Annotated in this window: 17 protein-coding genes, 1 pseudogene and 1 riboswitch; of the genes and pseudogenes, 8 read left to right on the top strand and 10 right to left on the bottom strand. The window is 70.5% G+C overall.

Translation table 11 applies throughout. From position 1 onward, the window contains the following. Positions 1–86: 86 nt before the first annotated feature. Positions 87–2,303 (top strand): NADP-dependent isocitrate dehydrogenase, encoded by a 2,217-nt coding sequence (locus QUC20_RS12595; RefSeq protein ID WP_289330095.1) that lies wholly within the window; start codon positions 87–89, stop codon positions 2,301–2,303. 76 nt (positions 2,304–2,379) lie between these two features. Here the strand turns inward: QUC20_RS12595 and QUC20_RS12590 are convergent, their stop codons facing one another. The 3 genes from QUC20_RS12590 to QUC20_RS12580 all read right to left on the bottom strand — a co-directional run bounded on the left by QUC20_RS12590 (position 2,380) and on the right by QUC20_RS12580 (position 4,911). Then, on the bottom strand, positions 2,380–2,832 hold the full coding sequence (locus QUC20_RS12590) for a GNAT family N-acetyltransferase (RefSeq protein ID WP_289330094.1): 453 nt from the start codon (positions 2,830–2,832) through the stop codon (positions 2,380–2,382). 78 nt (positions 2,833–2,910) lie between these two features. Beyond that, a complete protein-coding gene (locus QUC20_RS12585; protein WP_120264616.1) occupies positions 2,911–4,350 on the bottom strand; it encodes a L,D-transpeptidase family protein in 1,440 nt (479 codons plus the stop codon). A gap of 123 nt (positions 4,351–4,473) precedes the next feature. Then, positions 4,474–4,911: a hypothetical protein gene (locus tag QUC20_RS12580; protein WP_120264617.1), complete on the bottom strand. Its 438-nt coding sequence runs from the start codon at positions 4,909–4,911 to the stop codon at positions 4,474–4,476. A 172-nt stretch (positions 4,912–5,083) separates the two neighbouring features. On the opposite strand from QUC20_RS12580, the gene QUC20_RS12575 reads away from it, so the two are divergent. From QUC20_RS12575 to QUC20_RS12555, 5 genes are all read left to right on the top strand, one after another. Further along, a complete protein-coding gene (locus QUC20_RS12575; RefSeq protein ID WP_120264618.1) occupies positions 5,084–6,232 on the top strand; it encodes an ROK family transcriptional regulator in 1,149 nt (382 codons plus the stop codon). 94 nt (positions 6,233–6,326) lie between these two features. Beyond that, a complete protein-coding gene (locus tag QUC20_RS12570) occupies positions 6,327–7,586 on the top strand; it encodes an extracellular solute-binding protein (protein ID WP_120264619.1) in 1,260 nt (419 codons plus the stop codon). Positions 7,587–7,650: 64 nt separating this feature from the next. After that, positions 7,651–8,622, top strand: coding sequence for a carbohydrate ABC transporter permease (locus QUC20_RS12565; protein ID WP_120264620.1), 972 nt, complete (start codon positions 7,651–7,653; stop codon positions 8,620–8,622). Continuing rightward, positions 8,619–9,584 (top strand): carbohydrate ABC transporter permease, encoded by a 966-nt coding sequence (locus tag QUC20_RS12560; RefSeq protein ID WP_120264621.1) that lies wholly within the window; start codon positions 8,619–8,621, stop codon positions 9,582–9,584. The genes QUC20_RS12565 and QUC20_RS12560 overlap by 4 nt, the downstream gene beginning before the upstream one ends. Then, the gene (locus tag QUC20_RS12555; protein ID WP_353105706.1) at positions 9,581–10,657 is read left to right on the top strand and encodes an ROK family protein; all 1,077 of its coding nucleotides are present in this window, start codon (positions 9,581–9,583) and stop codon (positions 10,655–10,657) included. Before QUC20_RS12560 ends, QUC20_RS12555 begins: the two co-directional genes overlap by 4 nt. Here QUC20_RS12555 and QUC20_RS15945 read toward each other — a convergent pair. The 5 genes and pseudogenes from QUC20_RS15945 to QUC20_RS12530 form a co-directional block, all read right to left on the bottom strand. Further along, a pseudogene (locus tag QUC20_RS15945) lies at positions 10,552–10,818 on the bottom strand (NUDIX hydrolase); the annotation flags it as partial. The gene QUC20_RS12555 and the pseudogene QUC20_RS15945 sit on opposite strands and share 106 nt — an antisense overlap. Positions 10,819–10,862: 44 nt before the next feature. Next, the gene (locus QUC20_RS12545) at positions 10,863–12,230 is read right to left on the bottom strand and encodes an FAD-binding oxidoreductase (protein WP_289330093.1); all 1,368 of its coding nucleotides are present in this window, start codon (positions 12,228–12,230) and stop codon (positions 10,863–10,865) included. Then, positions 12,227–12,625 (bottom strand): YrdB family protein, encoded by a 399-nt coding sequence (locus QUC20_RS12540; protein WP_289330092.1) that lies wholly within the window; start codon positions 12,623–12,625, stop codon positions 12,227–12,229. The genes QUC20_RS12545 and QUC20_RS12540 overlap by 4 nt, the downstream gene beginning before the upstream one ends. A gap of 61 nt (positions 12,626–12,686) precedes the next feature. Beyond that, positions 12,687–13,847 (bottom strand): N-acetylglucosamine-6-phosphate deacetylase, encoded by a 1,161-nt coding sequence (locus QUC20_RS12535; protein ID WP_289330091.1) that lies wholly within the window; start codon positions 13,845–13,847, stop codon positions 12,687–12,689. Then, a complete protein-coding gene (locus QUC20_RS12530; protein WP_289330090.1) occupies positions 13,835–15,331 on the bottom strand; it encodes a beta-N-acetylhexosaminidase in 1,497 nt (498 codons plus the stop codon). Before QUC20_RS12530 ends, QUC20_RS12535 begins: the two co-directional genes overlap by 13 nt. 69 nt (positions 15,332–15,400) lie before the next feature. After that, a riboswitch (ZMP/ZTP riboswitch) is annotated at positions 15,401–15,484 on the top strand. A gap of 38 nt (positions 15,485–15,522) precedes the next feature. Between QUC20_RS12530 and glyA the strand changes: the two genes are divergently transcribed. Then, positions 15,523–16,797 (top strand): serine hydroxymethyltransferase, encoded by a 1,275-nt coding sequence (glyA, locus tag QUC20_RS12525; protein WP_289330089.1) that lies wholly within the window; start codon positions 15,523–15,525, stop codon positions 16,795–16,797. Between the two features lie 132 nt (positions 16,798–16,929). Continuing rightward, the gene (locus QUC20_RS12520; protein ID WP_289330088.1) at positions 16,930–17,811 is read left to right on the top strand and encodes a bifunctional methylenetetrahydrofolate dehydrogenase/methenyltetrahydrofolate cyclohydrolase; all 882 of its coding nucleotides are present in this window, start codon (positions 16,930–16,932) and stop codon (positions 17,809–17,811) included. Positions 17,812–17,923: 112 nt separating this feature from the next. Here the strand turns inward: QUC20_RS12520 and QUC20_RS12515 are convergent, their stop codons facing one another. After that, positions 17,924–18,676 (bottom strand): amino acid ABC transporter ATP-binding protein, encoded by a 753-nt coding sequence (locus QUC20_RS12515; protein ID WP_120264627.1) that lies wholly within the window; start codon positions 18,674–18,676, stop codon positions 17,924–17,926. Then, on the bottom strand, positions 18,673–19,518 hold the full coding sequence (locus QUC20_RS12510) for an amino acid ABC transporter permease (RefSeq protein WP_289330087.1): 846 nt from the start codon (positions 19,516–19,518) through the stop codon (positions 18,673–18,675). Before QUC20_RS12510 ends, QUC20_RS12515 begins: the two co-directional genes overlap by 4 nt. Positions 19,519–19,526: the final 8 nt, after the last annotated feature.

The raw sequence follows: 19,526 nt of genomic DNA, 5'->3' as shown, positions 1-19,526 counted from the left end.
GTGAGAGATATCTCGACATCGAGAGAACTGCCCCCGTGCGATACGCTGAGGACCGACCCTCGACGCGCTTTTTGGAGAGACGACACGTGCCCGACTCGACCATCATCTACACGTACACCGACGAGGCGCCGGCACTGGCCACCGCCTCCTTCCTGCCCATCGTCGAGGCCTTCGCCGGTGCGGCCGGCGTGGCCATCGAAACCCGCGACATCTCGCTCGCGGGCCGCATCCTCGCCGCCTTCCCGCAGAACCTCACCCCCGAGCAGCAGGTGGGCGATGCCCTCGCCGAGCTCGGCGGCCTGGCGACGCTGCCCGAGGCCAACATCATCAAGCTGCCGAACATCTCGGCCTCGATCCCGCAGCTGAAGGCGGCCATCGCCGAGCTGCAGGCTGCGGGGTACGACATCCCGAACTACCCCGACGAGCCGCAGAACGTCGACGAGAAGGACGTCCGCGCCCGCTACGACCGCATCAAGGGCTCCGCCGTGAACCCCGTGCTGCGCGAGGGCAACAGCGACCGTCGCGCTCCGCTGTCGGTGAAGAACTACGCGCGCAAGCACCCGCACCGCAACAAGCCGTTCGCCGACGGGTCGAAGACCCGCGTCGCGACGCTGGGCCACGACGACTTCAAGTCGAACGAGACCTCCACGGTCATCGAGGGCGACGACGTGCTCACCATCCGCTTCACGGCTCAGGACGGCACCGTCACCGAGCTGAAGTCGGGCCTTAAGGTGCTCCCGGGCGAGGTGGTCGACGCGACCTTCCTGTCGGCCGCGGCCCTCGACGCCTTCCTCGCCGACACGGTCGCGCAGGCCGCCGCCGAGGACGTGCTGTACTCGGTGCACCTCAAGGCGACGATGATGAAGGTCAGCGACCCGATCATCTTCGGTCACGTCGTGCGCGCCTTCTTCGCCGACGTGTTCGCCCGTTACGGTGACGACCTCGCCGCTGCCGGCCTCACCCCCAACGACGGCCTCGGTGCGATTCTCGCGGGCCTGTCTCAGCTCGGGAACGGCGACGAGATCCGTGCCGCCTTCGACGCCGCGATCGCCGCCGGCCCGCGTCTGTCGTACGTCAACTCCGACAAGGGCATCACGAACCTCCACGTGCCCTCCGACGTGATCGTCGACGCCTCGATGCCCGCCCTCATCCGCAACGGCGGCAAGCTCTGGGGTGCCGACGGCGGCGAGGACGACACGATCGCCGTCATCCCCGACTCGTCGTACGCCGGCGTCTACCAGGCGACGATCGACGACGTCATCGAGCACGGCCCGCTCGACCCCGCCACGATCGGGTCGGTGCCCAACGTCGGCCTGATGGCCCAGGCGGCGGAAGAGTACGGCTCGCACGACAAGACCTTCGAGATCCCGGCTGCGGGCACGGTCGAGGTCGTCGACTCCTCGGGCTCGGTCCTGCTGTCGCACGAGGTCCAGGCCGGCGACATCTGGCGTGCGACCCAGACGAAGGATGTCGCGGTGCGCGACTGGGTCAAGCTCGCGGTCACCCGCGCGCGCGCAACGGGCGTCCCCGCCGTGTTCTGGCTCGACGAGACCCGTGCCCACGACGCGAACCTCATCGCGAAGGTCAAGACCTACCTCGCCGAGCACGACACCGACGGCCTCACCATCGAGATCCTGGCGCCCGCCGACGCGACGCGCTACTCGCTCGAGCGCATCCGCCGCGGTGAGGACACGATCTCCGTCACCGGCAACGTCCTGCGCGACTACCTGACCGACCTCTTCCCGATCCTCGAGGTGGGCACGAGCGCCAAGATGCTCTCGATCGTCCCGCTGCTGGCCGGTGGCGGTCTGTTCGAGACCGGCGCAGGCGGCTCGGCACCGAAGCACGTGCAGCAGCTCGTCGCCGAGAACTACCTGCGGTGGGACTCGCTGGGCGAGTTCTTCGCTCTGGCCGCCTCGTTCGAGCACCTCGCCGAGTACACCGGCAACGCCCACGCCAAGGTGCTCGCCGACACGCTGGATGCCGCGACCGGCACGTTCCTCGAGCAGGACAAGTCGCCCGGCCGCGCGCTCGGCACGATCGACAACCGCGGCAGCCACTTCTACCTCGCGCTGTACTGGGCTCAGGAGCTGGCCGCACAGACGGTCGACGCCGAGCTCGCCGCCGCGTTCGCGCCGGTCGCTGAGGAGCTCGCCGCGAACGAGACCACGATCGTGGACGAGCTGGTGGCGGTTCAGGGATCGCCGGCGGAGATCGGCGGCTACTACCGCCCCGATGCCGAGCTCGTCGCTGCCGTCATGCGGCCTTCGGCGACGCTGAACCGCATCATCGACGGGATGTGACCTCACTCTGACGCAGCAGAACGCCCCGGCCGCTTCGGCGGTCCGGGGCGTTCTGCTGCGTGCGTGGGGGAGTCCGTCAGAAGCGGATCTCGGCGACGACCTCGCCGTACTCGGTCTCGTCGACGGGGGTGAAGCCGACACGGGCGAAGAACGCCTCGGGCCCGCCCTCGCCCGCTTCGTAGATCACGTTGAGGCAGTCGAAACCGCGCTTGCGCGCCTCGTCGACCAGTTGCTCGACCGCGAAGCGTCCGACGCCGCGGCCCTGGTCGTCGGCGTCGACGTTGATGCGCCACAGCACCGAGCGGAAGTGCTCGTGCGGCGCGTCGGGGTCGAAACCGGCGCTGACGAATCCGACGACCTCGTCGCCGTCGAGGATGACGCGCTGCCATGAGGTCGCGGGGTCGACCACGGTCGCGGCGATGGCGTAGCTCTCGGGCACGACGAAACGCTCCTGCCCGGGCTTCAGCGACAGGTTGTTCACCGCGACGATCGTCGACGCCGACAGTTCTTCCACTCGGAGGTCAGCCATGGTCACAGGCTAACGGTGATCGATCCGTCGCGCATCGATCGATCGGACGATACGACGGGAGACGTCGGTTCCCGTCGATCAGGCGTGGACGTAGACGTCGGTTCCGGCGACGGCCCACTCGTAGATCTGGGCGGCGCGCGAGTCGGGCATCCCGACGCACCCGGCGCTCATCCGGTTGCCCCAGTTGCTGTGCCAGTAGACGCCATGGAACGCCTGATCGCCGTTGAAGTACATGGCCCACTTGACGTCGGGCTGAACGTAGCTGACACCGGAGTCGGCAGCGGTGCCGCGCATGTCCTGGCGTGGGGTCTTCCACCCGATCGTGTAGTAGCCGGTCTGCGTGTCGGCGCCGGGGCGGCCCGTCGAGACGAGCCACGAGTCGACGACGACGCCGTTCTCCTTGAGGTAGAGGCGTTGCTCGCCGAGGTCGACCTCGAGAAGACGGGTGATGGTCTCGGTAGTGACCGGGACGACATCCACGGGCAGACGGTAGGCGGCATCCCCCGTCGCGAGCTGTTCGGCGAAATCGGCGGCGATGCCGTCGGTCGAAGTCAGCGTGCGGCCGTCGAGACCGGCGTCGGAGTCGTCGATGATCTCACCGGCGGCGTTGGCGAACACCACGCCGTTCACGGGGGCACGATCGACGAGGCTCGGCAGCGTGTCGACGACGGGCTGGATGGCGGCGGGGTCTGCCGTGATCTCGAACGACCCGTCGTCGGCGGTCGCGACCGTCAGCCAGCTCGCCGCCGTGGCGCGGTCGACGGGAACGGTGCGCTCGTCGCCGACGTAGAAGCCGACGCCGTCGAGCATGCTGTTGAGCGACGCGGCGGTCTCTTCCGCGGCGGCGGTGGTGGTCAGTGCCGAGACGGGTGTGAGCTCGGGGTCGATGGCGGCGCCGGTCGCGCCGGAGTCGAACGCGCTCTGCAGGCCCGCACGGGCCGCCTCGGGGTCCACTCCCGCGCCGGGCACGTCGGGGCTGACGACGTAGGACGTACCGTCGAACGAGATGGATGCCGCCGTGGGCTCGACGTAGAGGTCGCCCGCAGCGCCCCGCAGCGCGCTGCTGGCGCTGGCTTCGTCGAGGGTCACGGTGGCGGCGATGGGGTCGCCGAACCACTGGGTGACGTTCCACGCGGGTCGGGCGTCGAAGGCGGATGCCGCGAGCGCCGTGCCGTCCACCTGCGCCCCGAGGTCGGCACCCGAGACGCTCGCCCCGCCGTCACCGAGCGTGACGGTGGTCTGGTCGAGCCGGTCCTGCACAGCCGATGCTGCGGCGCCGGGGGTCATGAAACCGACGGGGACGCCGGCGATGGTCGTGCCGGGGGCGATCAGGAAGAAGGATGCCGCGGCTGCTCCCAGCGCGACGACGCCGACGGGAACACCGATCCACAGGCCGAGATGCCGCTTCTTGCGCGCCGGCTCGACAGGTGCCCATTCGACGCGCTGATCGGGATCGGTCGAGGGCACGCCCGATTCGGCCGTGCTCTCGTGATCATGCTTCGACGCGACATCCGTCACCGCTGTACCCCCGTCTGCGCGTGAACGCGCACTCGGAACTCATGGTACGCGACAGCAGTCCGAGAGCGGCCTGAGTGAAACCAGAGTGTTATTCAGCGGCGCAATCCGGCTCGCGCCGGGTGCTCAGCTGGCGCCGCAGAGTTCGGTGTAGGTGTCGATGCTGCCCTGGACGTCGCTGAGCGCCGTGGTCAGCTCCGTGGCTCGATCGGTGTCGCCGGCGGCGACGGCCTCCATCGAATCGGCGGCCGAGGAGAACGCCGTCTGCAGGTCGGGGAGGATGCCCGAGACTTCTTCGTTGGTGACCTGGGCGGCAGCCTCGCCCATGCCGTCGGAGATGGTGCGCAGCGCACTCGCCGCCGCGGCGGGGTCGGAGGGGTCGATCTCCTGGATGCCCTGCGTGGCTTCGGTCATGACGTCGTCGACCTGCGTGCACGCGTCTTCGACCGACTGGTTGCTCGCGGCGTTCGAGCCTCCGGAGGCGGAGTCGTCGCCCCCGGTGCATCCGGTCAGGGCGACGAGCGCCAGCGCGGTGACGGTGAGGGCGGTCAAGCGACGGTTCATGCGGTTCTCCTCGGGGCGGCGATCACTCCACCCTACGGAGGAGTGGCGCTGGAGAGTCCCACTTGACATCTGGTCTGGACGTGCGGCGCGGATGTAACGGGTTTGTAAACATCACTAGCAAAACCGACCCGGCCGCTTGTGCCGGCCCCTTTCGTAAGGTCTACTAACAAACATGACGAGCTCGGACACCCAGGCCCCGCGGCGCACGACCCGCACGCGGCGCCCAGGCGCGAAGATCCTGCCCGAGCACGCTCGGGCGCACAACCGCGCGCTCGTTCTCGAACGGCTCTTCCACGGGGGAGCGATGAGCCGTGCCGACCTGGCCCGCGAGACCGGATTGACGCGCGTCACGATCTCCGACCTCGTCGCCGAGCTCATCGGCGACGGCTTCGTGGCGGAACAGGGTGTCCGCGAGGCCGCGGGCCCGGGCAAGCCTGCCATCCTCATCGATCTCGCTCGTGACGGGCACCGCATCGTCGGCCTCGACCTCTCGGGGAACGACCTGTTCGCGGGGGCAGTCATGACCCTCGACGGCGAGATCGTCGCGCGTCACGAGGCTGCCGTCCCCCGAGACCGCGCCGACATCCTGCCGGTGGTCGTCGAGCTGGCGCGCACTCTCGTGCGCGATGCGCATGCGCCCGTGCTCGGGGTGGGCGTCGGTACCCCGGGTGTCGTCGACGCGGCCGGGGTCGTGCTCGCCGCGCCCGGCCTCGGTTGGGAAGGCGTCGACCTCACCGGCATCCTGAGCGATGCCGTCGGCGTGCCCGTCCTCGTCGCGAACGACGCGAACGCCGCGGTGCTCGCGGAGCACACGTTCGGCGGAGCCGGTGACGACGTCATCCTCGTCAAAGTCGGCCGAGGCGTCGGTGCCGGGCTCCTCACCGGCGGCGACCCCCTGCGCGGTGCGCGATCGGCCGCGGGTGAGATCGGTCACGTCACCGTGGGCACCGACGGCGGCCCCGACTGCGCCTGCGGCAAGGTGGGATGTCTCGAGGCATGGATCTCGGTCCCCTCTCTCTCCGCCCGCCTCGCAGCCGGTGCCGAAAGCGATCGCGAGGGACTCCTGCGCGACGCGGGCGAGCGGCTCGGCATCGCACTGGCCCCCATCGTCGGGGCGCTCGATCTGTCGGAGGTCGTCCTCTCCGGCCCCGCAGAACTTCTCGACGGCCCGCTCGCACGGGCGGCTGCCGAGACGGTGCGCACCCGCACGCTCGCCACGTTCCACGACGAGCTGCAGGTGCGGATGACGGAGCAAGGCCAGGACATCGTCCTGCGCGGCGCTGCCGTCATGGTCCTGTCAGGTCGCCTCGGCGTCTCCTGACCCTGCTCCACATCCGCTGAGATCCACCCGCACCAACCGCTCCACACCCGGACGAGCCATCCGACTCGTCGACACCAGAGAAGAAGGAATCACCATGAAGAAGAGCCTCGGAGCACTGTCGCTCCTCGGTGCCTCCGCCCTGCTGCTCGCCGGTTGCGCGAGCGGCGACGCGGGGCAGAGCGCCGAGACCGGAGACCTGACCGTGTGGCTTGTCGGCACCGACACCCCGCAGGACGCCCGCGACTACCTCAAGAAGACGTTCGAAGCCGAGAACGAAGGCTGGACGTTGACCATCGAGGAGAAGACCTGGGCCGACACCGCGGACAACTACGTCGCCGCGCTGTCATCGAACGACGCACCCGACCTGGTCGAGGTCGGCAACACGCAGTCGCCCGGCTTCATCGACCAGGGCCTGTTCCTCGACATCTCCGACATCGAGGCCGACCTCGGCGGCGATGCGTTGCTGCAGAGCTTCGTCGAGCTCGGATCCGCGGACGGCAGCCTCTACGCCGCGCCGTACTACGCGGGGTCGCGCATCGTCTTCTACTCGCCCTCTTCATACAGCGGTGAGGTGCCCACGACGCTCGAGGAGTACGTGGCCGACGGCATCGCCGCGACGACAGCCACCAAGTCGGGCATCTACGCACCCGGCAAGGACTGGTACAACGCCCTTCCCTACGTCTGGGCGAACGGCGGCGAGATCGCGACCCAGGACGGCGACACCTGGAAGGGCGGGTTCTCCAGCTCGGGCGGCATCGCCGGTCTGGAGATGCTCCAGGACGTCTACGAGAATGCCACCATCGCGCCGGCCGACGCGGACGAGACCGATCCCCAGGTGCCCTTCTGCGCCGGCGAGGTCGGATTCCTCTCCGCTCCCGCCTGGGTGAAGTGGTCGATCCTCGCACCCGCCGACGACGCGAAGGCTCCCGGCTGCCCCGAGACCGCGGGCGCCGACCTGAAGGCCTTCGCGCTTCCCGGCATGACCGCCGGCGAGGTCGCTCCGGTGTTCGCGGGAGGCTCGAACATCGCCGTCGCCGCGAAGTCGGACGCACCCGACAAGGCCGAGGCTGCGCTGAAGATCATCCTCTCGGAGGGCTACCAGAAGATCCTCGCCGAGAACGGCCTGATCCCCGCGCTGACCTCCTTCGCCGAGTTCCTGCCCGACGACGAGATCACGGCCGAGGCCGCCAAGGCCGTCGCGTCGTCGAAGGCCGTGCCGGCGAGCCCGAATTGGTCCGAGGTCGAGTCATCCGGTGCCATCAAGGACGCGCTGGTCAAGATCGCACAGGGCGGCGACGTCACCGCGATCGCGACCGAGCTCGACAGCCAGATCGAAGCGATCCTCAACAAGTAGCCGGGCGTCGTGGGACGCGGCGCCCGGCCCCGCGTCCCACGACGATCGCAGAGAGGACAGGACGATGACAGACGTCCTCACCCGCCCGCCCCGCCGCGCGAAGCGCCCGGCGTCGCCGACGCCGGGCGAGCGGGAACGGTCGCGCCGACGGCGTGACAACGTCGGCGCGCTGACACTGCTCGGCCCATCGCTCATCATCCTCGGGGTGATGGTCGGCTATCCCGCCGTGCTGATGCTCGTGCAGTCGTTCACCGACTACGCCATCCGCAACAAGGTGCAGGGCACGCTGCCCGACTTCATCGGTTTCGAGAACTACCTCGAGGTCTTCACGCAGTCCGACTTCCCGGCCGTCCTCGTCCGCAGCCTCGGGCTGATGGTGGTGATGACCGTGCTGATCGTCAGCCTCGGCGCTCTCGTCGCCGTGCTCATGACGCGGCTGCGGCGAGGCTGGCGCGTCCTCGTGTCGCTCGGCCTCCTGCTCGCCTGGGCGATGCCGCCGCTGGCGGCGACCACCGTCTGGGGCTGGATCTTCGACTCGCAGTACGGCATCGTCAACTGGGCCCTGAACACCATGACGGGATCGACCGACTGGACCAACCATTCGTGGCTGGCCAACCCGTGGTCCTTCTTCTTCGTCCTCACCGTGATCGTCGTCTGGCAGGGCGTGCCCTTCGCCGCCTTCACCCTTTACGCAGCACTCGGACAGGTCCCCGCCGAGGTGCTCGAGGCGGCATCCCTCGACGGCGCGGTGGGCTGGCAGCGTTTCCGCCTCGTGGTCTTCCCCTACCTGCGCAATGTCGTCACGGTCGTCGTCGTGCTCCAGGTCATCTGGAACCTCCGCATCTTCACCCAGGTCTACGCGCTGCAGCAGCGCGGCGGCCTCATCTCCGAGACCAACGTGCTCGGCACCTACATCTTCCGGCAAGGGCCGGGGGAGTTCGGCGTGACGAGTGCGATCGGCGTGCTCATGGTCGTGCTGCTCCTCGCCCTGTCATGGGGATACATCCGCACCACGCTCAAGGAGGAGGAGCTGTGAGCACCCAGGTCACCCCGGCGACCCAGCTCGGCACGATCGGGGTCGACGAGGTCGTCGGCGAGGTGGGGCGCGCGAAGCGCCCCCGGCCGCGATCGCTCGACGTGAGGCGACCGCCGCGTCGCCGCATCCTCTCGCGGGCGGGACTGAACCTCGCGGCGCTGATCGTCTTCGTCTGCTCGGTGTTCCCCGTCTACTGGATGCTGAACATGTCGTTCACGCGCGGCGAGAGCATCATCAGCCGCACCCCGAGCTTCCTGCCCTTCGACTTCACCCTCGGCAACTACGCGACCGCGTGGACGCGCGAGGCGGCTCCGGGGCAGACCGACTTCGTGCACGGTCTGCTGTCGTCGACCCTGGTGACCGTGGGCGTCCTCGTCGTCACCCTGGTGCTGGCCTTCCTCGCCTCGATCGCGGTCGCCCGCATCCGCTTCCGCGGCCGGCGCTCGTTCATCGTCGCCGTGCTCATCGTGCAGATGATCCCCGGCGAGGCGATGATGTTCACGATCTACGGCATGATCGACGACTGGCGCCTGATGAACACCCTCATCGGCCTCGGCATCGTCTACGTCGCCGCCGTCATCCCCTTCACGATCTGGACCCTGCGCGGCTTCGTCGCGGGAGTCCCGGCAGACCTCGAAGAGGCGGCCATGATCGACGGGTGCACGCGCACCCAGGCGTTCTGGAAGGTGACCTTCCCGCTGCTGGCCCCCGGGCTCGTCGCGACCGGCATCTTCGCGTTCATCCAGTCGTGGAACGAGTTCACGATGGCGCTGCTGCTCATGAAGGGCTACAACCTGACCCTCCCGCCGTGGCTGCTGTCGTTCCAGTCGGCGACCGCCGCGACCAACTGGGGCGCCGTGATGGCGGCATCCACCCTCATCTCGATCCCCGTCGTGATCTTCTTCCTCATCGTGCAGGGGCGGATGTCGGGCGGGCTCGTCTCGGGCGCAGTGAAGGGATGACGCTGCGCATCGGTGTCGACGTGGGCGGCACGAAGATCCTCGCCGTGTCCGTCGACGACCACGGTGACGAGATCGCGCGGCGGCGCCGGCCCACCGGATGGGGCGGGGATGCCGTCGCCGACGGCGTCGCAGCCATCGTCGCCGACCTCGCGGGCAGTGAGACGGACGTCGCCATCGGCGTCGGGGTTCCGGGACAGATCCTGCCGGGAAGCGGCGTCGTCGAGCACGCTCTGAACCTCGGGATCGAGCGGTACGACCTCGCCGAGGCTGTCGGGGCGCGGCTAGGCGTCAGGCCCTCGATCGACAACGACGTGCGCTACGCGGCTGTCGGCGCGCGCTCACTCCGGCCCGCGGGCGGATCGCTCGCCTACCTCAATCTCGGTACCGGCGTCGCGGCGGGAATCGTCGACGAGACCGGACCGAGGCGCGGCGCACGCGGCGCGGCCGGCGAGATCGGCCACATCCCCATCGACCCCGACGGCCCTCGCTGCCGCTGCGGACAATACGGATGCATCGAGGCGTTCGCCGGCGGCGGAGCCGTCGCCGAGCGCTGGGGCGAAGCCGCGCCGCTCCCGGTGCTGACGGTCTTCGACGCCGCCGATGCGGGAGACGAGCGCGCGGGCGCCATCCGAGGCGACCTGGTCCACGGCGTCGCCGCAGGGGTTCGGCTCCTGGTGCTCACGACCGACGTCGACGTGGTCGTCCTGGGTGGGGGCATCGCCGCGCTCGCCGACCGCCTGCTCAGCCCCGTGCGGGCGGCGCTCGCCGAGTCCGCCGCGGCGTCGCCGTTCCTGCGGTCGCTGCGGCTGGACCAGCGGGTCGAGCTCGTGCCCCGCGATGTGCCGGTGGGAGCCCTGGGGGCCGCTGTTCAGGCCCAGGCGAGCGGAAGCAGATGCTCGGTGCTGAGCGGTGCCAGTGGCAACGCGGCGGCTTCGTCCGCCGTGAGCCAACGCGCCTCGGCGATCTCGGCGGCTGCGCTGACCGACGCGGGGTCGAGCGTGATCGCGAACGCTTCGGCGACCACGCGGAAACCCGGCTCGTTCGCGGCATCCGACTCGAACCGGCCGAGATAGACGAGGTCGGGTTCGGCCACGACGACGCCGAGCTCTTCGTGCAGCTCGCGGACGAGGGCCGCGCCGGCCGACTCGCCCGGCTCGGGCTTGCCGCCGGGCGCCATGAACCGCTCGGTGCCGCGCTTGCGGACGAGGAGCGTGCGCCCGTCGCCGTCGGTCACCACCGCGGCGCTGACGTGCACCTCCCGGGCGGGGACGGATGCGGTCACTGTGCGAACACCTTCCCGGGGTTCAGGATGCCGGCGGGGTCGAAGACCCGCGCGATGCGGCGCTGCAGCTCCCACTGGTCGTCGCCGAGCTCGTCGGCGAGCCAGCGTCGTTTGAGGACGCCCACGCCGTGTTCCCCGGTGAGTGTTCCGCCGAGGCGTAGAGCCGACTGGAAGAGGTCTTCCGCCGCCTCCCAGATCACCTCGGGAACCTCGTCGCCGTCGAAGATGAAGTTCGGATGCAGGTTGCCGTCGCCCGCGTGGCAGACGGTGGGGATCGTCAGACCGAAGCGCTCTTCGATGCGCGCGATCTCGTCGAACATCGCGGGCAGGGCGCTGCGCGGCACCGAGACGTCTTCGATGAGTGCAGTCCCCAGCGTCTCCATGGCCGGATGCATCGACCGCCGCACGGTCCACAGCTGCTGAGCCTCCGCGTCGTCCCGGGCGAGGCGAACGGTGCCGCCTGCCGCGGCGAGCACCGCCACGACGGCCTCCGCTTCGGCGGTCGCCCCGGGGCCGTCGGTCTGGACCGTCAGCTGCGAGGCGCCGGGGGTGGGGGCGGGAAGACCGAGCAGACGATGCGAGGCCGCCAGCGAGGTTGCGTCCATCAGTTCCATGATCGCCGGCTGGATCCCGGCTGCGGTGACCGCCGACGCCGCGACCGCCGCGGCGCGGACATCGCCGAACGTCGCGGCGATCGTGCGCGCCTCACCGGGAACGAGGCGGCGGAGTTTCAACGTCGCGGCGACGACTATGCCCAGGATGCCCTCCGAGCCGATGACGAGCGAGGTCAGGTCGAGACCCGTCACGCCCTTGACCGTCCGGTGGCCCAGGCGCATCAGGCGCCCGTCGGCGAGGACGAGATCGAGCCCGAGGACCGCGTCTCGGACCACGCCGTACTTCGCGCACAGCAGGCCGCCCGCGCCCGTGGCGATGTTGCCGCCGACGGTGGAGATGTCGCGGCTCGCGGGATCGGGAGCCCACCACAGGCCGTGCTCCGCGAGGGCGGCGTTCAACTGTCCGTTCAAGATGCCGGGCTCGACCACCGTGATGAGGTCGTCGGGGTGGACCTCGAGGATGCGGTCCATCGAACGCAGCGACAGCCCGATCTCGCCGACCCCGGTGTTCGCGCCGCCGGCCAGCCCCGTGCCGGCGCCGCGCGGGACCACGGGGGTGCCGGTCGCCGAGGCGATGCGCATCGTCGTCTGGACGTCGTCGACGGTGCGGGCATGGACGACAGCGAGGGGCGACCCGGATGCCGCCTGGCCCGACTTGTCGGCCCGGGCAGCGGTGCGGCCGGCGTCCGTGACATCGACGCGGTCGCCGAGCTCGGCGACGAGCCGGGCGACGACGTCGGGCACGGTCATGACAGGCGCCGGCGCCCGGCGATCACGCCGCAGGTCACCGCGATGACTCCGAACACCAGACCGATCCAGGCCTGGCCCATGCTCCACCAGGCGATGGTGGCCGAGGCATACACGAACAGCTCCACGAGGGCGCGCACGAACGGGTGCACGACGAGCACGGCGCGCGGCGAGACGAACAGAGCCCACAGGAGGATCGCGGCGACAGGAGCCCCGATGCCCGCGACCAGATTGAGCGGGAAGTCCCACGCGGCGAAGCCCCAGATCGCGAACGTCGCGACGGCGAACAGCAGACAGGCGAAGGCGAGGAGCTCGACCGCCGAGAGAGCCCGCCGCGTGCCGGCCGCCTGCTGCGGCGCCTCGGGGTTGGCAGGACGGACGTTCGGCAGTTCGGACATGCCTCCGATTCTAGGCGCCGGCCTCACGCCACCGCCCCGGGAGAGACCTCCGGCGAGCGGGTCACGCGCACCCGGTCCACACGCGGCGGACCACGAGATCGGCGTCGAGCAGCACGGCGTCCGCCGGGCTTCCGATCGCGAGCGATCCGAGCTCGGGGCGGCCGATCGCCTGGGCCGGAGTGGTTGTCAGCGCCGTGACGGCCGCCGGCAGGTCCACGCCCGCGGCGACCGCCGTCCGCAGCGCGGCATCCTGCGTGAGGGTGGACCCGGCGATCGTTCCGTCGAGCAGCCGCGCCACGGTGTTCTCGACGCGCACCGCGAGCGCCCCGAGCACGTAGTCGCCATCGGCCGAGCCGGCAGCCGCCATCGCATCGGTGACGAGCGCAATGCGCCCGGGGGCGGCGGCGAAGGCGATCCGCACCACCTCGGGAGCGAGATGCACGCCGTCGGCGATGACCTCGAGCGTGACCCGCGGGTCGGCGGTGGCCGCGCCGATGGGGCCGGGCTCGCGGTGGTGGAGTCCCGGCATGGCGTTGAAGGCATGGGTGAGGATCGTGGCGCCGGCATCGAACGCGGCGCGCGTGGTCTCGGCATCCGCGTCGGTGTGCCCGACGGCGGCCGCCGCACCCGCGGCGACGATGCGCTCGATCGCGGCGAGGGCGCCGGGAAGCTCGGGGGCGATCGTGACCTGACGGACGGTGCCGCGCCCGGCATCCATCAGCCGCGCCACGGCGTCGGACGCGGGGGCGATGAGCAGCCCGGGGTCGTGGGCGCCGTGGTGCCCGAGGTCGAGGAACGGGCCTTCGAGGTGCGAGCCCAAGACGGTGCCGTCTGTTTCGGTGAGATCGGCGATCGCCGAGACCCGGCGTGCCAGGTCGTCGACCGACGCGGTGACGAGCGAGATGACCGCACGGGTCGTGCCGTGAGCGCGATGCAGGTCGCGGGCCGTGCGGATCGCGTCGGCGCCGTCGTCGTACGCCGCGCCACCGCCGCCGTGACCATGGATGTCGATGAAGCCGGGTGTGATCGTCGCGCCGGGACCAGCGGCCTCGACGGCGTCGACGATCTCGTCGACCGGTGCGCCGGCCACCGCGCCCCGCCACGTGTCGCCGGTGCCGTGCGCCTCGACCCGGCCGCCGCGTACGACGAGCCACGCGTCGGGCGTCTCGCGTCCGCCGTCGATGAGCCGCGCGGAATGGATGACGTGGTTCACGGGGTCCATGCCACCTCCGACGAAGCGGGGAAACGGATGCCGAGGGTCGTCCACAGCGGCCCGAGCCCGCCGACCCGCTCGCGGAACGACTCCCACGTGCGGTCATCGGCGGCCCCGGTGGCGACCGACCAGGCGGCTTCGGCCGCAGCCGCGATGCGCGGGAAGGCCAGGGCGTCGATGCCGTCGAGATCGCGCACGGTCTCGGTCCACAGCGGGGCTTCGACCCCGAGGATGTCGTCGTCGGTGAGGCCGGACACGACATCGACCGGCTCCCACGAGTACGCCCGCTCGAGGCTCGTCGGGCCGTTCGCCCAGGTCAGCCCGAGCGGCGCATCGGCGGTCGGCTTCATGTCGAGGTACACGGCGTCGGCGGGGGAGAGGATGACGCGGCCGCCCCGCGCGACGAACGCCCGCGCCCGCTCGTCAGCGCCGTCGGTCGGTGTGACGAAGCCCCAGTACTGACCGATCGTGCCCGGTGCGAGGTCGTCGGCAGCGCCGGCCTCGTGCCACGCCACCGGGGTCTTGCCGAGGCGCGAGATGACTCGCGACGTGCGCGCGACGAAGGTCGCGAAGTCCGCCGCCGGGGTGCCGTGCGCCTCGTCGCCGCCGAAGTGCAGGTACGGCCCGGGCGTCAGCTCCGCCAGCTCCGTCAGGACGTCCTCGACGAACGCGTCGGTCGCCGGTGCGCCGATGCGCAGCGACGAGAAGCCGACGCCCATGCCCGAGTACGGCTCTCCGGCGACGGGGGTCGGGCCGCCCGCGGCATCCCACCCCTCCAGCGACGGCGCGGCCGCGACCTCGGGGTAGGCCAGGCCGACGGCGTGGGTGTGTCCCGGCATGTCGAACTCCGGGACGACGGTCATGTGGTTCGCGGCGGCGTGCGCGATGATCGCGCGGTAGTCGTCGGGTGTGTAGAACCCGCCGGGATCACCGCCCACCGCGCTCGACGAAGCGCGGGCGGCGAGCTCGGGGCGGCTGGCCAGAGCGAGCCGCCAGCCTTGGTCGTCGGTGAGGTGCAGATGCAGGACGTTGAACTTCAGGCTCGCCGCCCGCTCGAGGTAGGCGGTGACGGTCGAGACGTCGTGGAAGTGGCGCGCGACGTCGAGCATGACGCCGCGGTAGGCGAAGCGAGGCTCGTCGGCGATGTCGACGGCGGGGATGACCCAGCCTTCCGGCGACCCGGCGATGAGCTGGCCGAGAGTCTGGGCTCCGTAGAAGAGGCCAGCGGCGTCGGCGCCTCGGATCGACACGCGGTGCTCGTCGACCGACATCCGGTACGACTCGGGCGGGCCGTCGCCGTCGACTGCGGCGTCGATGACGGCGCGACCGGGATCTGCCGTGATGTGGAGGCCCGTGCGGGTCAGGATGAGCCGGTGGAGCACGCCCGCGGCATCCGCATCGCCGGTCACAGCCACGTCGGCGGTGAGCGCGAAAAATGCGCCGGGAGAGGGCGTGACGGAGGAGGGCAGCGGGACCAGTGGCAGCGACGTCATCGCGCCCCTATCTGTAAGGATGCCTAACAAACTTTCGTGCCAGCGTACCAGCGCGGCATCCGTTATGCTCGGACGCGTCGCGACTGGCGTTGAGGTGGGCCACCACCGGGGAGCGACCGACACGGCATTCGACCGCACGCCTGGGCCGATGTGGAACCTCTGTTCGTGAAAGCCGTCGTCAGGAGATCGTCATGACCGATTCGTATTTCAACGCCCCGCTCGCCGAGGTCGACCCCGAGATCGCTCAGGTCCTCGAGCGCGAGCTCGACCGCCAGCGCGGCTACCTCGAGATGATCGCATCCGAGAACTTCGTGCCCGTCTCGGTGCTGCAGTCGCAGGGGTCGGTGCTCACCAACAAGTACGCCGAGGGTTACCCGGGTCGCCGCTACTACGGCGGCTGCGAAGAGGTCGACGTCGCCGAGGAGCTCGCGATCGAGCGCGCCAAGTCGCTCTTCGGCGCCGCGTTCGCCAACGTCCAGCCCCACTCGGGCGCGACGGCCAACGCCGCCGTGCTCCACGCCATCGCGCGCCCCGGCGACACGCTCCTGGGCCTCTCGCTCGACCACGGCGGCCACCTCACCCACGGCATGAAGATCAACTTCTCGGGCCGCCTGTACGACATCGTCGCCTACGGCGTGAATCCCGAGACCTCGCTGATCGACATGGACGAGGTCCGCCGCCTCGCCCACGAGCACAAGCCGAAGGTCATCATCGCGGGCTGGTCGGCCTACCCGCGTCAGCTCGACTTCGCCGCGTTCCGTGCGATCGCCAACGAGGTCGGCGCGTACCTCTGGGTCGACATGGCGCACTTCGCCGGTCTCGTGGCCGCGGGTGTGCACCCGTCGCCCGTGCCGCACGCCCACGTCGTCTCGTCGACGGTGCACAAGACCATCGGCGGCCCCCGCTCGGGCATCATCCTCACGAACGATGCCGACCTGGCCAAGAAGATCAACACCGCCGTCTTCCCGGGTCAGCAGGGCGGCCCGCTCATGCACGTCATCGCGGCGAAGGCGACGGCGTTCAAGCTCGCCGCGACGCCGGAGTTCAAGGAACGCCAAGAGCGCACCGTGCGCGGCGCCGCGATCATCGCGGACCGCCTGACGCAGCGGGATGTCGCGGATGCCGGCATCGCCGTCCGCTCGGGCGGCACCGACGTCCACCTCGTGCTCGTCGACCTGCGCGACGCCGAGCTCGACGGCAAGCAGGCCGAAGACCTGCTGCACGAGATCCGCATCACGGTCAACCGCAACGCGGTGCCGAACGACCCGCGTCCGCCGATGGTCACCTCGGGCCTGCGCATCGGCACGCCCGCTCTCGCGACCCGCGGCTTCGGCGACGCTGAATTCACCGAGGTCGCCGACATCATCGCGCTCGCGCTGCAGCCCGGCGCCGACCTCGAGGCCCTGCGCGCTCGCGTGGCGACGCTCGCCGACGCCTTCCCGCTGTACCCCGGCCTGCAGCAGTAACCCGGCGTCGCCGGTCGCCGAAAACGCACCCGCTCCGCGAGAACGCACCCCGCGCGGTACGTTCTCGCGGGGGCCATGCGCTCTCGGCGGCCGCGGCCCCACGACCGCGATCCCTCTCGAACGGAGACTGACATGACCGCGCAGAAGCTCGACGGGCGGGCCACCGCCGCCGCCATCAAGACCGAACTGGCCGAGCGCGTCGCCGCGCTGAAGGCGCGCGGGGTGACCCCGGGCATCGCGACGGTGCTGGTCGGCGCCGACCCGGCATCCCAGCTGTACGTCGGGATGAAGCACCGCGAGTCCGAGGCGATCGGCATGAACTCGATCCAGATCGAGCTGCCGGCAGAGTCGAGCCAGGCCGAGGTCGAGGAGGTCATCGACCGCCTCAACGCAGACCCGACGTGCCACGGCTACATCGTGCAGCTCCCGCTGCCGAAGCACCTCGACACCGACCGGATCCTCGAGCGCATCGACCCCGCGAAGGATGCCGACGGTCTGCACCCCGTCAACCTCGGGCGTCTCGTGCTCAACGTCAACGACCCCATCACGACGCCCCTGCCCTGCACGCCGCGTGCCGTCATCGAGCTGCTGCAGCGCAACGGGTACGACCTCGCGGGCAAGCACGTCGTCGTGGTCGGCCGCGGTGTCACGATCGGCCGCTCCATCGGCCTGCTGCTGACCCGTCGCGAGATCAACGCCACGGTGACCCTCACCCACACCGGAACCGCCGACCTCGGTGCGCACCTGCGCGAGGCGGACGTGATCGTCGGCGCCGCAGGCGTGAAGCATCTCGTGACCGCTGCCGATGTGAAGCCGGGCGCCGCCGTGCTCGACGTGGGGGTCACGCGCGAGAACGACCCCGAGACCGGCAAGTCGAAGGTCTACGGCGACATCGCACCGGATGTCGCCGAGGTCGCGGGCCTGCTCTCGCCGAACCCCGGCGGCGTCGGCCCGATGACCGTCGCCCTGCTGATGACCAACGTCGTCGAAGCCGCCGAGCGCGCGACCGCCTGACCCCGGCCTCCGCGTCCCCGCCCCCCGCTCGTCGACTCGCCACGAACTGCGGATGCCGGCCCGCCCGGACCCGCGTTGTCTGGCGACTCGACGGGGTGGAGGGGGAGTGGGGTCAGAGGAGGAAGCGGGAGAGGAAGGCGCGCGTGCGCGGTTCGCGCGGGGAGCCGAAGACCTCCGACGGTGCACCTTCCTCGACGATGACGCCTTGGTCGAGGAAGACCACCCGGTCGGCGACATCCCTCGCGAACGCCATCTCGTGCGTCGCCATCAGGATCGTCGACCCGGCCACGGCGAGATCACGGACCAGTTCGAGGACCTCGCCGACGAGTTCGGGGTCGAGTGCCGACGTGATCTCGTCGAGCAGCAGCACCTCGGGGTCCGTCGCGATCGCACGGATGATCGCCGCCCGTTGCTGCTGGCCGCCCGAGAGCCGATCGGGGTGCTCACCGGCCTTGTCGGCCAGCCCGATGCGCGCGAGGAGCTCACGCGCCCGCGCCTCCGCCTCGCGCCGTGGCACGCGATGCACGACGCGGGAGGCCAGGGTCACGTTGTCGAGCACCGACAGATGCGGGAAGAGGTTGTAGCTCTGGAACACCGCTCCCAGGCGTGCCCGCACCGCGTTCGCGTCGACGCGAGGATCGGAGATGTCCTCGCCGGCCAGCAGGATCTGCCCGTCGTCGATGGGCTCCAGCAGGCCGAGGCAACGCAGCAGGGTCGACTTGCCCGAACCGCTCGCACCGATCAGGGCGACGACCTCGTGCCGGGCGAGCGATACATCGACGCCGCGAAGCACCTCTTTGTCGCCGAACGACTTGCGGATGCCGCTGGCGTGCAGGACGTCGGTGCCCGCAGTGACCTCGCTCACAGCACCGATCCCGTCTGCTCGCGGCGTCGAAGCCTCGCGGTGTACCAATCGGTGAGCCGGATCGTCGGGATCGCGAGCAGCACGAACAGCACGCCCGCCACGACATACGGGGTGAAGTTGTAGGTCGTCGCGACCACTCCCCGCGCCTCGGCGATCGCGTCGAATGCGGCGAGGATCGAGATCAGCCCGACATCCTTCTGCATCGAGATGAAGTCGTTCATGAGCGGCGGGGTCATCTTGCGCAGCGCCTGTGGCAGCACGACTCGCACCAGGGTCTGCGGGTAGCTGAGCCCGAGCGCGCGGGCGGCGAGACGCTGCGACGGATGCACCGACTCGATGCCCGCCCGGACGACCTCCGCGACGTAGGCCGAGTAGGTCAGCGTGATGGCCAGGACACCCAGCAGCACCGGGTCGATGCGGGTGTTCAGGATCGTCGGCAGCCCGAACCCGATGAGGTACAGCACGATGACGAAGGGCAGGCCTCGGAACAGGTCGGTGTAGGCGGCGGCGATCAGGCGGAGCGGGAAGAACACCGGCCCCCGCAGGGTGCGCAGCAGCGCCAGCACCAGGGCCACCGCGGCGACCGTGAACACCGAGATCGCGAGCACCTGCAGGTTGACGAGGAACCCCTGCCACACCTCCGGCAGCGCCTGGACCGCCACGGCGGGGTCGAAGAAGCTCCGCTGGACGGTCGCCCAGCCCTCCGTGTTGATCACCATCACCCAGACGACGGCGGCGAAGGCGAGCGTCGACGCGACGGCGATCAGCACCGACCGGCGCTCGCGGCCGCGCCGATACGCACGGCGCTCGAGTTCGAGCGCGCTCGGGACGGAGGAGGTCACGGATAGAC

Origin of the sequence: Microbacterium arborescens (assembly GCF_030369635.1) — a bacterium.
Classification (GTDB): domain Bacteria; phylum Actinomycetota; class Actinomycetes; order Actinomycetales; family Microbacteriaceae; genus Microbacterium.
The sequence above is the reverse complement of the archived record's forward strand: the minus strand, read 5'-3'. Positions and strand labels throughout refer to the sequence as shown.

Coding starts and splice junctions, on each gene's coding strand:
- QUC20_RS12565 (WP_120264620.1), top strand. CDS start 7,651: ATGACAGACGTCCTCACCCGCCCGCCCCGCCGCGCGAAGCGCCCGGCG.
- QUC20_RS12545 (WP_289330093.1), bottom strand. CDS start 12,230: ATGACCGTGCCCGACGTCGTCGCCCGGCTCGTCGCCGAGCTCGGCGAC.
- glyA (WP_289330089.1), top strand. CDS start 15,523: ATGACCGATTCGTATTTCAACGCCCCGCTCGCCGAGGTCGACCCCGAG.
- QUC20_RS12590 (WP_289330094.1), bottom strand. CDS start 2,832: ATGGCTGACCTCCGAGTGGAAGAACTGTCGGCGTCGACGATCGTCGCG.
- QUC20_RS12555 (WP_353105706.1), top strand. CDS start 9,581: ATGACGCTGCGCATCGGTGTCGACGTGGGCGGCACGAAGATCCTCGCC.
- QUC20_RS12575 (WP_120264618.1), top strand. CDS start 5,084: ATGACGAGCTCGGACACCCAGGCCCCGCGGCGCACGACCCGCACGCGG.
- QUC20_RS12520 (WP_289330088.1), top strand. CDS start 16,930: ATGACCGCGCAGAAGCTCGACGGGCGGGCCACCGCCGCCGCCATCAAG.
- QUC20_RS12530 (WP_289330090.1), bottom strand. CDS start 15,331: ATGACGTCGCTGCCACTGGTCCCGCTGCCCTCCTCCGTCACGCCCTCT.
- QUC20_RS12580 (WP_120264617.1), bottom strand. CDS start 4,911: ATGAACCGTCGCTTGACCGCCCTCACCGTCACCGCGCTGGCGCTCGTC.
- QUC20_RS12540 (WP_289330092.1), bottom strand. CDS start 12,625: ATGTCCGAACTGCCGAACGTCCGTCCTGCCAACCCCGAGGCGCCGCAG.
- QUC20_RS12535 (WP_289330091.1), bottom strand. CDS start 13,847: ATGGACCCCGTGAACCACGTCATCCATTCCGCGCGGCTCATCGACGGC.
- QUC20_RS12570 (WP_120264619.1), top strand. CDS start 6,327: ATGAAGAAGAGCCTCGGAGCACTGTCGCTCCTCGGTGCCTCCGCCCTG.